We start from the raw sequence: 13,838 nt of genomic DNA on the forward strand, positions 1-13,838 counted from the left end.
CCCTGCCGGTCTCTCAGGCCGGTGCAGGCGAGTAGGTCTTCCTGAGTGCGACCTTGACCACCTTGCCGCTCGCGTTGCGTGGGAGGGCGTCGACGACGACCAATTCCTTGGGGTGCTTGAACCGCGCGAGATGGTCGCCGAGCCACACGAGAAGCTCGTCGAGAGTCAGGTCGGGGGTGTCGGGGGAATCGTGCAGTGCGACCACCGCGACGGGCACCTCGCCCCACCTGTCGTCGGGTCGGCCGATCACTGCGGCCTCGAGGATTCGGGGGTGGGAGAACAGGACGTTCTCGACTTCGGCGCAGTAGATGTTCTCACCGCCGGAGATGATCATGTCCTTCTTGCGGTCGACGACGAACACGAAGCCTTCCTCGTCCTGGCGTACGAGGTCGCCGGAGTGGAACCAGCCGCCGTGGAACGCGTCCGCCGTCGCGTCGGGGTTCTCCCAGTATTCGCGCATCAATGTGGGCCCTCGATAGACGATTTCGCCGATCTCGCCCTGCGCCACGTCGTTCATGTCGTCGTCGACGACGCGTGCTGCGACGGTCGGGACGACGCGTCCTACCGAGCCGAGTTTGCGAAGGGCGTCGACGCCGTCGAGCACACAGGTGATGGGCGACATCTCGGTCTGCCCGAACACCGCGACGTTCATCGCACCCGGGAACGTGTCCGACATCGCGCGCAGAACGGTGTCCGATGCCGGGGCGGCGCCCCAGGAAATGACCCGCAGGGCAAGTTCTCTCGGGTTGGCCGCCTGCTCGGCGCACATCGCCTGCCACTGCACGGGGACGAGAAACAGATTGGTGACACGTTCGGCGGCGAGTACGTCGAGCAGGGTGCCCGGATCGAATGCCCCGACCGGGTGGACGACGGTGGGAATCCCGAGCAGCAGGCTCGGCGCGAGGCTGCCGAGTGCGGCGATGTGAAACATCGGTGAGGCGCAGAAGCCGACCTCGTCGGTGGCGCTCATCTGCAGTGCCCGGACACAGGTGAACGCCTGCGCCTGCATGTTCGCGTGTGTGAGTACCGCGCCCTTGGGCCTTCCGGTGGTGCCCGAGGTGTACATGATCAGCGCCGGGGCGTCGTCCGGCACGTCGACGGGGTCCGCCGGTTCGGCGGTGGACAGCAGCGCCTCGTACGCGTCTCCGGCGACGATGATTCCGGTCAGTGAATCACTCTGCGCTACAACTGCTTCGGCCAGTGGAGCGAGCGTCTCGTCGGAGATCACCAGGGACGAGCCGCTGTTCTGCGCGAGAAACGTCACCTCCGGCGGAGTCATCCGGAAGTTCACCGGGACAGCGAGTGCGCCGAGCGCGTTGATCGCCAGGACCGCCTCGAGATATTCGGGGCGGTTGAGCATCACGATCAATACCCGGTCACCGAATCCGATTCCGCGGCTCTGCAGCGCGCCCGCGAGCCGCGCGACGCGGTCGTCGAGTTCGCGCCAGCCGATCGATCGCCCCTGAAACCGAAGCGCCACTGCCTCGGGCTGCATGAGGGCGTGCCGTCGAACGTGGTTGTTCCAGTTGTTTCGGTTGGACAATCCGGGTTCGTTGGGGTGAGCGGCCATCGCCGGTTCCTCTCGTCAGCCGTATGAGCGGGGATCGAATGTGATGCAGCTTACAGAGTGTTGGCCGCTTTGTCCGGAACTCTGTTGACTGCATTTCGGCAGGTCAGTGACGCATTAAGTTTGTGATCATTCGCATCGATCCCGCTACTATGAGCACTCGAGACGACCGGCGAGGTGAGGCGATGAGCGAGACGAGTGCCACGGAGCCGCGGCGTCGGCCACGGAATCGGAAGTCGCAGATTCTGGTGGCCGCGGCCGAGGCCTTCAGCGAGCGCGGCTATCACCCCGTCGGAATCGAGGACATCGCTGCCACCGTCGGTATTTCCGGGCCCGCGCTGTACCGGCACTTCCCGACCAAGTACTCCCTGTTCGTCGACACCGTCATGCGGATGACCGACTCCTTGGTCGCGGCAACGGATCCGGCCGTCATCGATCCGTCCGTCGACGATGTGGAGGATCCACAGTCCCGGATCGACGCGGTCATCGGTGCCATCATCGCCACCACCATCGACAATCGCCGCACCGGTGGGTTGTATCGATGGGAGGGGCGCTATCTCGTCGGTTCGGACCGCGAATACCTACGGCGAGCGTTGCGCACGGTGCACGAGCGAGTGACGGTGCCGTTGCGACAGCTTCGCCCCGATCTGTCCGAGGCGGACGCCGCTCTGCTGGCCACGGCGTCGATCAGTGTGGTCGCCAGCATCACCGCGCATCGATCGGCATTGTCGGCCAAGCAGATCGAGGAGTCGATGCTCGCTGCCGCACGGTCGGTCCTGCGGACCGAACTTCCGCAGCAGGGCAGCGAATCGCCCCACCGCGACTGTGTGCTCGAGCATGCATCGAAACGGGAAGAGTTGCTGCACCATTCGATTCGGCTGTTCTATCTGCACGGGTACCACGAGGTGGGCCTCGACGACATCGGCGCAGCAGCGTCCATCACCGCCTCGAGCGTGTACCGCTACTTCCCCAGCAAGGCCGAGCTGCTCGAGGCCGCGTTGCATCGTGCCAACGACCAGCTCACCGACACCCTCGCCGGCGCGCTCGAGCACTCGAACTCCCCGGTCGACGCGGTGCGGACCTTCGCCAGGCTGTACACCGAATTGACCTTCCGGCAGGGCGAACTGGTGGCCGTGTACTTCGCCGAGATCGGAAATCTACCGGCCGATCGGCGCGCGACACTGCGCCGGATTCAGCGCCACAACGTCGACGGCTGGGCGCAGCTGCTGCGTGAGGCCCGGCCGAACACGAGCGTGGTGGTCTCACGATTTCTGATCCACGCCGCTCTCGGGTTGGTCTTCGACGTGGGTCGGACGGTGCGGTTCGAGCGGTCCGACCGAACAATGGCCCGGGTGCAGCGGACGATGACGGCGGTACTTCTGGGATGAACCCTCCGCGTTCAGGCCGGAGTCGGCACAGCGGAGTACGGGCATGCTTCGGTGCCCAGATCTCGGGGGCGGTAGCCGACGGGATAGCCGGGGTAGGTCCTGTTCGACGCGTCGGCGGTGGCCCGAGATCGCGTTCGCTTGGGTAGGAACCGCTCGACGCGGGCCCTGGCGCGCAGAGCCCGCACGGCCACCCGCTCGACCGTCGGTGAGCCTGCAGGGAACCCGAAGGCACCGGCCATCCGGTCGTCCAACAGTGCGAACACTCCCTGCTTCACTGCGGGGGTCAGCGCAGCGGGGTACCAGGAGCAGTACAGATCCAGGGTGTACGTGCCGATCCGACGATTGTCCTCGGTGAAGCGGAACGTCCGCTCCTCGTAGTCGAGCTTGAACTGCGCGAACTCGGTGTACGACTCGGGAATGTTCTTGATTCCCATTCGCTTTCCCACTTCGCGGTAGAAGTGGAACGTCGCGAGTCGTTCCTTGGGGTGCAGGCGACGCCATCCGTAGGTGTCGATCCACTCGATCGGCTCGTAGATGAACGTCGTCAACACGTAGAGCATGTCGTCGTTCGAGATGTCGTACTTTCCGTGCATTCGATTGACCGTCCGAAGCGATTCACGTCCCCGCTCGGAGTCGTATCCGTGCTCGAGCAGTTCGGCCATCAACAGCGAGGTGTCGTCGTAGCGCTTCTGCGGTCGGTTCTCGAATTCGCCGGTCTCGGCCAACAGTGCCGAGATGGTCGGCACGCAGTAGGTACGGAACAGCGCGAACTCGAGTGAACGCTGGTAGTCCCACGGGAACTCGTAGCCGGCCGTGATGCGGTGGATGGTGTGACAATCCCGCACCGGGTCGAGTTCCTCGATGCGTCGAAGCCAGCCGAAGCGCCCCTTCTTCGGCGTGATGTCCATGGTCAGCCTCTTCCGTGCCGAAGCTTAAGTGCCAGCACGGAGAGCTTCATGTTTCGCGCTTTGCGCTTCATCGTCAGCAGATTGATCGGAGCTGCGAAACTTTGCACGGTCAACGATTTGACGGTGCTGAATTCGCGCAGGCCGTCGGCCCCATGGATGCGGCCGAATCCGGAGTCGCCCGTGCCGCCGAACGGCAGCGCCGGAACGCCGGCGAATCCGAGGACCGAATTGACCGTCACGACACCACAATCGAGCTTCTCGGCGGCGCGTCTGCCCACTGCTCCGTCCTGGGTGAACACCGATGCGCCGAGTCCGTACTTGGACGCGTTGGCCCGCTCGATGGCCTCGTCTAGATCGCGAACCTTGTTGACCACCACGGTCGGACCGAAGGTCTCCTCGGTGATTGCGGTCGAGTCCTCGGGTACGTCGGTGAGAACCACCGGGTCGATGTACGGCCCGTGCAGCGACTCGAGGCCGCCGACGACGGCTTTGCCGCCCTTGGCCAGAGCGTCCTCGATCTGGCCTCGCACGATCTCGCTCTGTTTGCCGAGTGTCATCGGGCCGTAGGACGAGGTCTTCGTTCCTCCGGGCTTCAGCGCTTTCACCGCGGCGGTGAATTCACCGACGAACCGGTCGTACACCGGAGCCGCGACGTAGATGCGTTCGACGCCTGCGCAGGTCTGCCCGGCGTTGCCCATCGCCCCGAACGTCGCGAATTCCACTGCGGCAGTGATGTCCGCGTCTGCGTCGACGAGCATCGCGTCCTTGCCGCCGCACTCGGCGACGAGTGGGGTCAGCGACTTCGCGCAGGTTGCCATGACCTTCTTGGCGGTGGCGGTGGAGCCGGTGAACGCGATCTTGTCCACGCCGGATTCGACGAGGGCGGTACCGGTGGATCCGTCGCCGGTTATGGTCTGGAACACCGGGTGCGGAGCGGCCAGTGACTGCCACTTCTCGGCCAACCAGGTGCCGACGCCCGGCGTCAGTTCGCTCGGTTTGAATACGACGGTGTTGCCTGCGGCGAGGGCGTACGCGATGGAACCCATCGGTGTGTAGAGCGGGTAGTTCCAGGGGCCGATGACTCCGACGACGCCGAACGGTCGGTATCCGACGTAGGCCTTCTGGTTCACCGCGAGCAGGCCCGATCCGACCTTGCGCTGCCGCAGAATCTTCTCGGCGTTGCGGGCCGCCCAGTCCAGGTGTTCGACGCCGAGCATGACCTCGAGCAGCGAGTCCTCGTCGGGCTTGCCGGTTTCGGCGGCGATGACGGCGGCGAGGCTCGGGGCGTCCCTGGCGATGGCGGACTTGAATTCCAGCAGCCATCGTTTGCGTCCGACGAAGCCCTGTACGTCCCACCAGCGTGCGGCCGACCGGGCTCGAGCGACGGCGATGTCGACCTCTGCGGGGCCCGCGATCGGATACGTGGCGAGTGCGACACCCGTTCGGGGATCGAGGCTTTCGAAGCTGCTCTCGGTCGTTCGTTCGATCTGGTCCGTCATGGGCTCTATCCTCCAGCGGATCGCATCACATATATTTGATGTGATTCAATGTTGTCCAGGACACACTATGCGTCGTGTCCGGTTGCGACAACCCCCGCTGCCTCGACGTGCAGGAGCAATTCATGAGCATCGATCTCACTCGGGAACAGACCGCCTTCGCGCAGGCGGTTGCGTCGTTCTGCGCGAAAGAGGCCGGCACCAGGGCGCAGCGGGACGCGCTCACCGAGCACGGCGCGCACAGTCACAACCAGGCGCTCTACGACAAGATGGCCGAGCTGGGCTGGTTGGGCGCGATCATCTCCGAGGAGCACGGCGGAGCGGGCGGCAGCACCGTCGATCTGTGCATTCTGCTCGAAGAGTCCGCGAAGGCCATGGCTCCCATCGGCGGCATCGGTCCCACCCTGATCACCGGTGCGGCCTACGAGAAGTTCGGCACCCCGGCGCAGAAGGACACAGTTCTCGGTGGCATCGTCGCCGGCCGAAGCTACTCGATCTCCATGTCCGAGCCCGAAGCCGGCTCTGATGTGGGAAATCTGACCTGCCGCGCCGAGAAGACCGACTCCGGCTGGCTGATCAACGGCCAGAAGACCTGGTGTTCCAACGCGCATTTCGCGGACCGAATTCTGCTGGTGGCACGCACCGGCAAAGACGGTGGGAAGCACGACGGGTTGACCATGTTCGACGTCCCGGCCGATATCGAGGGCCTGAACATCGTCGGCATCGACACGATGGGCGGCAAGGAAGTCAACGACCTCTACTTCACCGACTGTGTGCTGCCCGAGGACGCGGTGGTCGGAGTGGAAGGTCAGGGATGGTCGCAGCTGATGACCGGCCTGAACATCGAGCGCCTGATCCTGGCGGCGATGATGCTCGGCACTGCGCAACGAGCGTTCGACGACACACTCGACTTCGTCACCCAGCGAAAGCAATTCGGCAGGCCCGTCGGCACGTTCCAAGCACTGCGACATCGCATCGCCGATCTGGCGACCGAGATCGAATGCGGACGGCTGCTGGTCTACCACGTGGCTCGGTTGGTCGACGAGAACCCGACGAAGCTGTTCCCGCGAGAAGCCTCGATGGCCAAGCTCAAGCTCACCGAGACCGCGAAGAAGGTGGCCCTCGAGGGCATGCAGATGATGGGCGGCTACGGTTACGCCACCGAATTCGACATGGAAAAGCACGTGCGGACGACTCTCGTGTCCTCGATCTACGGCGGTACCAACGAGATTCAGCGTGACATCATCGGCAAGACGTACGGACTCTAGGCAGTCGTGCTGCATCGCCGCCCGCAGCTCTCGGAGGACGTCGCCGCAAGTATTCGCCAGCAGATCGTCACGGGCGTACTGACACCGGGCACCTTCGTGCGCATCGACGATACGGCGGGCGAACTCGGGGTCAGTGCCACTCCCGTGCGAGAAGCATTGGTGGCGTTGCGCGGTGAAGGTCTGGTGGAACTGGTGCCGCGTCGGGGCTACCGGGTCAACGAGTTGACCGAACGCGACATCGAGGACATCTTCTGGTTGCAGGGCACGATCGCGGCAGCGTTGGCCCGCCGCGCCGCGCAGCACATCACGAACGAACAGATCGAGGCGCTTCGCGCCGTGAACGATCGATTATGTGACGCCGTGGCCCGATCCGACTTCGAATCGGTGGAGTCCTGCGAGTTCGAATTCCACAGGTACATAAACAGATTCGCCGGAGGAACCAAGCTGGCCTGGTTTCTCCTCGGTGCCGTGAGATACACACCCTCGCGGCTGTATGCGTCGAACAGGCAATGGGGTGAGCACGCGGTCCGCCATCACGAACAGTTGATCGAGGCATTCCAGCGGCGAGACGTCGAGCTCGTCGGTGACCTGACGTGCCGGCACTTCCTCTCCGGAGCCGAGCTGGTGACCCGGCTAACGGGGTGATGCGGCCAGTAACAGCTCGGCGCAGCGGACGACCACGGCCTCCTCGTCCATCTCGAGTTCGCCGCCGAGCCACGCAGTGAGCACCTGAGCGAATCCGCCGACGACGAAATAGGTTGTCAGATCGAGATCGTGGTCTCCGGTCGTGCCGTAGAACTCGGTGGCCTGAGTGGCGAGCAGACGGGCGAACATCTTCGTCGACTCGGCCCGTTTCGCCACCACGATGTCGCCGACCGCAGTGACGGAGAACAGGAGGAACCCACGGCGGGGGTCGTCCGCGACTGCGCGCACGATCGCACGAATTCCGACGTGGACCCGTTCTCGGGCGTCCCTCGGTGCTGCGGCGACCGCGTCGAGCGCGATGGCTGCGACCTCCTCGACGACGTGGTCGTACACGGCCTCCATGAGCGCGCTCCGGTCCGCGAAACTCTCGTAGAAGTAGCGGCTCGCGACGCCGGCCCGGCGGCACACCCCTCGAACCGTCAAGTCGGGCTTGGCAGTTCCGAGCAGATCGAGTCCGGTCTCGATGAGGATGCGTCGACGGTCGGCGACTCGGGCCGAACCGTCCACGCCGCCGTAGGTACGGGGTGAATCGGGCATGAACACATCTTGACACCGCTCGGCACCCGCGCCTAGCTTGATCTGAACACGCACGTACTCAGATTGCCGACAGGGGAGGGCTCGACTGCATCATGACTGTCGACAACGACCTTCTACGCAAGTCCATGACCGGCTTCGGCCTGCTCGCCGGTTCGGCGAACGTCATCATGCAACTCGGGCATCCCGCCGTCGGATACGGGGTTTTCGAAAGCCGCGTGGAATCCGGGCAGATCAACCGGCACCCGATCAAGCGCACCCGAACGACGTTGTCCTACCTGGCGGTTGCGGGTATGGGAGACGATCGGACCAAGGCCGCGTACCGGAAGGCGACCAACAGATCTCATGCCGCTGTGCGCTCGACGGCGGACAGCCCGGTGAAGTACAACGCCTTCGACCCGAACCTGCAGCTGTGGGTCGCGGCGTGCCTCTACCGAGGTTTCGAGGATGTGTATGTCGCCTTGTACGGGCCGCTCGATCCGGACGACGCGGACGAGATGTACCGGTCGTGTCACGTACTCGGATCGACACTGCAGATGCCGCCCGAGATGTGGCCCACCGATCGATCGGCGTTCGAGAAGTACTGGGAAGCAGCACTGGACGACATTCACATCGACCCGACGATCCGGCGCTACCTGCACGGCGTTGCCTCGGCAACGTTCGCCCGACCCGCAGTGCTGCACCCGTTGATCGGGCCGTTCTTCCGTTTCGTGACCACTGGATTCTTGCCCCAGCGTTTCCGAGACGAGATGGAACTGCCGTGGGATCCGGTCAAGCAGAGACGGTTTGCGCTTGTTCTGCGCAGCGCGTCCCTGCTCAACCGGATGTTGCCGCCCGCCGTTCGTGCACTCCCGTTCAACCTTCTACTGCACGATGTCCGGCGACGGATGCGCTCGGGCCGGGCGCTGGTCTAGCTCGAGGCCTCAGCTGAGGTGGTGCGGCTGCGGGTGCGACTTGTGCCCCTCGTCCGATCCCTCGTCGTCCTGGTGACCGTTCACCGTGCCTTGCACGCCCGTCCCCGCCGGAACCATCGAGATGATCACAGACTTCGAGGTGGGGCAATTACTTCGCAGCGCAGTCGAATCCAACGGAATCAGCGGATTGGTCTCGGGGTAGTACGCAGCAGCCGACCCACGCGGGGTGTCGTACTCGACGATGCGGAACGACGGCGCACACCGTTCCACGTCGTCGTCGTCCCACTTGGTGACGAGATCGACCATGTCGCCGTTGCGGAAGCCGAGAGACGAGATGTCCTCCCGATGCACGAAGATGACGCGTCGACCGTTCTCGATGCCGCGGTACCGATCGCTGAGGCCGTAGATGGTGGTGTTGAACTGATCGTGGCTGCGCAGCGTCTGCAGGATCAGATGGCGCGGCGGAACCTGCAGCACGTCGATCGGTGAGATGGCGAATTCACCTCGGCCGCTCTTGGTTTCGAACGTCCGACTGTCGCGCGGGGGGTGCGGAAGAACGAAGCCACCGGGGCGTCGAACATTGACCTCGTAGCCCTCGCAACCGGCGACGACGCGGGAGATGTGCTTGCGGATGTTGCGGTAGTCGTCGCGGAAACCCTTCCAGTCGAGACCGTATCGGTCACCGAGGGTCGCCTCGGCGATACCGCTGACGATGGCGACCTCGGAACGAAGGAATTCGCTCGCGGGCTTCAGCGGTCCGCGTGAGGAGTGCACCGAGCAGGTGGAGTCCTCGACCGAGATCCACTGCTCGCCACTGGCTTGCACGTCCTTCTCGGTGCGGCCCAGGGTCGGCAGAATCAGTGCGGTCTCGCCGCAGACCAGGTGCGAACGGTTGATCTTGGTGGAGATCTGCACCGTCATCCGCATCTTGCGCAGCGCCTCGAAGGTGACGTCACTGTCCGGAGTTGCCTGGACGAAGTTTCCGCCGAGTCCGAGGAAGAAGTGCGCCTTGCCGTCGCGCATGGCCCGGATGGAATCGACGGTGTCCAAGCCGTGCTCGCGCGGCGGCTCGAAGTCGAACTCCGCGGCCATCGCGTCGAGAAACTTCACCGGAGGGCGTTCCCAGATGCCCATCGTGCGGTCGCCCTGCACGTTCGAGTGGCCACGAACCGGCAGCAGACCCGCACCTGCCTTTCCGATGTTGCCTTGCGCGAACGCGAGATTGGTGACTTCCTTGATGGTGGCGACGGCGTTGCGGTGCTGCGTCAGGCCCATCGCCCAGCAGAAGACGGTGGCCTTGGAGTCGCGCAGCATCTCGGCGGCCTCGGTGATCTGCGCTACCGACAATCCGGTCACCTCGGTGACGAGATCCCAGTCGACCTCGGCGACGTGCGCCTTCCACGCGTCGAAACCGACGGTGTAGGTGTCGAGGAACTCGTGATCGAGCGCGTCCCACTTCACCAGCAGCGAGCCGATGGCCTGGAAGAGTGCGAGGTCGCCGTTGAGCTTGATCGGCAGATGCAGATTCGACAGGTCCGTTCCCGGTCCCACCATGCCGCGCGGAGTCTGTGGATTCTTGAAGTTGAGCAGACCCGCTTCGCGAAGTGGGTTGATGGACAGAATCTTTGCGCCGTTCTGCTTCGCCAGCTCGAGGGCCGAGAGCATACGCGGGTGATTGGTGCCGGGGTTCTGGCCCGCCAGGATGATCAGCTCGGCGTTGTGGACGTCGTCGAGCGTGACGCTGGCCTTGCCGATACCGATGGACTCCTGCAGCGCGATGGACGTCGACTCGTGACACATGTTGGAGCAGTCGGGCATGTTGTTGGTGCCGAATGCCCTGGCGAACAGTTGGTAGGTGAACGCGGACTCGTTGGAGGCGCGGCCCGAGGTGTAGAAGATGGCTTCGTCCGGGCTGGCAAGTGACTTCAGCTCGTCGCCGATCAGGCGGAACGCGTCGTCCCACTCGATCGGTTCGTAGTGCGTGCCACCGGGCCGCTTGATCATCGGATGCGTGATCCGGCCCTGCTGGCCGAGCCAGTGCTCAGTGTGACCGTCGAGCTCGGCAATGCTGTGCTGCGCGAAGAACTCCGGGGTTGCCCGGGTCGTCGTCGCCTCCTCGGCAACGGCCTTGGCTCCGTTCTCGCAGAACTCCGCTGCGTGCCGATGGCCCGGATCCGGGTCCGGCCACGCGCAGCTCATGCAGTCGAAACCCTCGGCCTGGTTCAGCTTGAGGAGCGTCTGCGCGGTGCGCTTGGGCCCCATGTGCCCGAGTGCTCGCTTCATCGACACCGCGACAGCGGTGGCACCTGCGGCATGGGTCTTCGGCTTCTCGATATCGAGCTCGGCCTCGTCGACGTCGCTGTCGGTGCGTCTCATGCGGGTCCCTTCGTTGCGTTACCCCCGCACTCGACCATAGCCTTCGGCTCAGCCGGCGAGGAGTTCGGTCACTAGATCCACGTACTGCTGCTTCGCCGAATCCTGGCTCGTGCCTTCGAGCTTCGCCCAGGCATCGAACTTCGCACGGTTCACCATGTCCAGTCGTCCCGGCCGCTTACCCGAGACGTCACCGATCGAACCCTGCTTGTAGAGCGAGTACAGGCGCAGGAGGTCGTCGTTGCTCGGCTTGGACGTGAGCTTCTTGACGTCCACCTGCGCGTCGGCGAACGACTGGTCGAGATCGGACATGGAAGAACTCCTTCTGCTAGAGGTGGTGCCATCCTTGCACGGCAGCATCGGAAACAAGCCGAATGCAGTGCGCCACGAGGGCTTCGCCGGTGACGGCGAGCGTGCCGTCGAGACAGCCGATGAACAGGGCAGTCAGCGCCCCGACGGTTCCGACGGCGATCAGCTGTCGGTCGGCGGAGTCGGGCAGTTGGGCGTGCACCAGTTCGACGAAGCCCGGCAGCAGGTCGAGTCCGCGTCGGCTGAGCGCAGGCTCGGCCAACGGTGCGATGAGCAGAACCCGTCCCGTTCGTGGTTCGTCGATGATCAGTTCGACGAATGCGCGCACGGGCGCGGCGATGGTGTCCTCGGGGGTGGTTGCCGTCGCGACGGCGTCGATCAACGTCTTCTGGGCTCTCGATCCCACCCAGGCGTACACGGCCCGGACGAACGCGTCGCGATCGGAGAAGCTCTCGTAGAAGTACCGCTCGGTCAGCCCGGCGGTACGGCAGACGGCTCGCACGTTCACTGCCGGTCCGTCGGGCGCGCCGAGGAGCTCGACCCCTGCGGCGAGCAGTGCGTCGTACCGCTTGGATCTGCGTTCCTCCAACTGTTGACTACGCATGTTGTCAACTTTAGTGTGACAACATGCGTAGTCAGTCCGATCGACCCGTTCCGCTCGGTCCCGACTCACTCACCTGGAAGTACTTCGGCGACTGGCGGGGCATGCTGCAGGGCATCTGGGCAGGGTCGATGCAGAACATGCATCCAGGGCTCGGAGCCGGGGTGGAGCAGCATTCGACGTTCTTCGACGAGCGCTGGCAGCGCCTGTATCGATCGTTGTATCCCATCGGCGGCGTCGTGTTCGACGGCGATCGGGCCGAGGAGACCGCACTGCAGGTCCGCGGATATCACACGAACATCAAGGGAATCGACGCCAAGGGCCGCAAGTACCACGCGCTCGATCCCGACACGTTCTACTGGGCACACGCCACCTTCTTCATGGGCACCGTGCTCACTGCAGACCACTTCATGGGCGGCCTGACCGAGGAGCAGAAGGTCACACTGTTCGACGAGCATGTGCAGTGGTACCGGCTCTACGGCATGAGCATGCGGCCGCTACCCGCAACCTGGCCCGAGTTCCAGAAGTATTGGGATCACATGTGCCGAAACGTTTTGGAAGACAACATGGCTGCCCGAGGTGTGCTCGACCTGTCGAAGCTGGGACCACCGCCCTACGCATCCTGGCTGCCCGAACGAGTGTGGGCGGCGCTCAGGCGACCGGTGGCGAGGCTGTTCGTCTGGATCACCGTCGGGCTCTACGACCGGCCGGTGCGTGAGCTGCTCGGCTACAGCTGGTCCGCTCGGGACGAGAGGCGTTTCGCGCTGTTCGGTAAGGCGGTGAACCTCGTGTTCGGGTTGGTGCCGCCGCGACGACGACTGCACCCGCGCGGCCGCGCCGGATGGGACCGCGTCACCGGTCGGATCGGAAGAACGGCACCGCTGGTGCACACGCCGGCGCGGAATCTGCCGCCGGTGGAACGTCGTTCGGACCCCTCGCACTACAGCCCGAATGTGTAGAACCACCGGTCGTGGGTACATGGCGGTTCATGTACAACTCAAGAACCGGATCCGGTAAGCCGCTGGTCCTCGTGCACGGTCTCGGTTCCTCGCACCGCAACTGGGACCCCATCGTCCCCGCCCTGGCCGCGCATCGAGAGGTCATTGCCCTCGATCTGCCCGGATTCGGGCAGACTCCGCCTCTGTCGGAGGTGTCGATCGAGACGCTCACCGATGCGTTGCGTGAATACCTCGACGACGAGGGACTGTCCGACGCAGACCTCGTCGGTAGTTCGATGGGCGCGCGCATGGTCGTCGAGCTCGGTCGCCGCGGCCATCGCGGTTCGATGGTGGCACTCGATCCCGGTGGATTCTGGAACGACCGCCAGGTCAAGATCTTCGGAGCCACGATCACCGCGTCGCTGGCCCTGATGAAGAACGTGCAGCCACTGGTGCCGTTCCTGGCCGGCAACCCGGTGACCAGAACGGCTGCGCTGGCTCAGTTCTCGGCTGCGCCGTGGAAGCTGCCGAGTGGATTGGTCGAGCGGGAGCTCAAAGGCTTCTCCAGCAAGACCTCACCCTCGCTGGACGCCGCACGTAAAGCCTTGATCAACGGGCCCAAGCAGATCGGTGCGCCGAAGGGGACGTTGCAGGGGTCGCTGCTCATCGGCTGGGGTCGCCAGGACAAGGTGACGCTGCCCAGCCAGGCGAAGGTGGCGCTGGAGCGATTCCCCGACGCCACCCTGCACTGGTTCGAGAAATGCGGACACTTCCCGCACTGGGATCAGCCGACCGAGACCGCGCGGGTCATCCTGCGGGCGACCGGTCGCTAGCTCC

Annotated in this window: 13 protein-coding genes; 6 read left to right on the forward strand and 7 right to left on the reverse strand. The window is 64.5% G+C overall.

What is annotated here, in order from left to right; translation table 11 throughout:
• Positions 1-13: 13 nt before the first annotated feature.
• Positions 14-1,570 (reverse strand): fatty-acid--CoA ligase FadD5, encoded by a 1,557-nt coding sequence (fadD5, locus tag CH306_RS11070; RefSeq protein WP_094646627.1) that lies wholly within the window; start codon positions 1,568-1,570, stop codon positions 14-16.
• A 182-nt stretch (positions 1,571-1,752) separates the two neighbouring features.
• Between fadD5 and CH306_RS11075 the strand changes: the two genes are divergently transcribed.
• Positions 1,753-2,955: a TetR/AcrR family transcriptional regulator gene (locus tag CH306_RS11075; protein WP_256981134.1), complete on the forward strand. Its 1,203-nt coding sequence runs from the start codon at positions 1,753-1,755 to the stop codon at positions 2,953-2,955.
• 11 nt (positions 2,956-2,966) lie between these two features.
• Here the strand turns inward: CH306_RS11075 and CH306_RS11080 are convergent, their stop codons facing one another.
• Together CH306_RS11080 and CH306_RS11085 are read right to left on the reverse strand one after the other, a co-directional pair.
• On the reverse strand, positions 2,967-3,863 hold the full coding sequence (locus tag CH306_RS11080) for an oxygenase MpaB family protein (RefSeq protein ID WP_094646629.1): 897 nt from the start codon (positions 3,861-3,863) through the stop codon (positions 2,967-2,969).
• 2 nt (positions 3,864-3,865) lie between these two features.
• A complete protein-coding gene (locus CH306_RS11085; RefSeq protein WP_045198323.1) occupies positions 3,866-5,362 on the reverse strand; it encodes an aldehyde dehydrogenase family protein in 1,497 nt (498 codons plus the stop codon).
• A 122-nt stretch (positions 5,363-5,484) separates the two neighbouring features.
• On the opposite strand from CH306_RS11085, the gene CH306_RS11090 reads away from it, so the two are divergent.
• The gene (locus tag CH306_RS11090; protein ID WP_094632221.1) at positions 5,485-6,627 is read left to right on the forward strand and encodes an acyl-CoA dehydrogenase family protein; all 1,143 of its coding nucleotides are present in this window, start codon (positions 5,485-5,487) and stop codon (positions 6,625-6,627) included.
• Positions 6,628-6,633: 6 nt separating this feature from the next.
• Positions 6,634-7,272 carry a GntR family transcriptional regulator gene (locus CH306_RS11095; RefSeq protein WP_094632128.1) on the forward strand — a complete coding sequence of 213 codons (639 nt, stop codon included), beginning with the start codon at positions 6,634-6,636 and terminating at the stop codon, positions 7,270-7,272.
• On the opposite strand, the gene CH306_RS11100 is transcribed toward CH306_RS11095, so the two are convergent.
• Complete coding sequence (locus tag CH306_RS11100; protein WP_094646645.1) at positions 7,261-7,869, reverse strand: TetR/AcrR family transcriptional regulator; 609 nt, start codon at positions 7,867-7,869, stop codon at positions 7,261-7,263. The genes CH306_RS11095 and CH306_RS11100 overlap by 12 nt on opposite strands.
• A gap of 92 nt (positions 7,870-7,961) precedes the next feature.
• Here CH306_RS11100 and CH306_RS11105 point away from each other — a divergent pair, with 92 nt between their 5' ends.
• The gene (locus CH306_RS11105) at positions 7,962-8,780 is read left to right on the forward strand and encodes an oxygenase MpaB family protein (RefSeq protein ID WP_094646630.1); all 819 of its coding nucleotides are present in this window, start codon (positions 7,962-7,964) and stop codon (positions 8,778-8,780) included.
• A 9-nt stretch (positions 8,781-8,789) separates the two neighbouring features.
• On the opposite strand, the gene CH306_RS11110 is transcribed toward CH306_RS11105, so the two are convergent.
• The 3 genes from CH306_RS11110 to CH306_RS11120 are packed head-to-tail and all read right to left on the reverse strand — an operon-like array spanning position 8,790 to position 12,066.
• Complete coding sequence (locus tag CH306_RS11110; protein WP_094646631.1) at positions 8,790-11,156, reverse strand: FdhF/YdeP family oxidoreductase; 2,367 nt, start codon at positions 11,154-11,156, stop codon at positions 8,790-8,792.
• Between the two features lie 48 nt (positions 11,157-11,204).
• Positions 11,205-11,465: an acyl-CoA-binding protein gene (locus CH306_RS11115; protein ID WP_032395297.1), complete on the reverse strand. Its 261-nt coding sequence runs from the start codon at positions 11,463-11,465 to the stop codon at positions 11,205-11,207.
• A gap of 16 nt (positions 11,466-11,481) precedes the next feature.
• On the reverse strand, positions 11,482-12,066 hold the full coding sequence (locus tag CH306_RS11120) for a TetR/AcrR family transcriptional regulator (protein ID WP_045198328.1): 585 nt from the start codon (positions 12,064-12,066) through the stop codon (positions 11,482-11,484).
• Positions 12,067-12,089: 23 nt separating this feature from the next.
• Here CH306_RS11120 and CH306_RS11125 point away from each other — a divergent pair, with 23 nt between their 5' ends.
• Together CH306_RS11125 and CH306_RS11130 are read left to right on the forward strand one after the other, a co-directional pair.
• Positions 12,090-13,022 (forward strand): oxygenase MpaB family protein, encoded by a 933-nt coding sequence (locus CH306_RS11125; RefSeq protein WP_094646632.1) that lies wholly within the window; start codon positions 12,090-12,092, stop codon positions 13,020-13,022.
• A gap of 29 nt (positions 13,023-13,051) precedes the next feature.
• The gene (locus CH306_RS11130) at positions 13,052-13,834 is read left to right on the forward strand and encodes an alpha/beta fold hydrolase (protein ID WP_094646646.1); all 783 of its coding nucleotides are present in this window, start codon (positions 13,052-13,054) and stop codon (positions 13,832-13,834) included.
• Positions 13,835-13,838 lie beyond the last annotated feature (4 nt).

Source organism: Rhodococcus sp. 15-725-2-2b (genome assembly GCF_002259075.1).
In the GTDB taxonomy this organism is placed as follows: Bacteria; Actinomycetota; Actinomycetes; order Mycobacteriales; family Mycobacteriaceae; genus Rhodococcoides.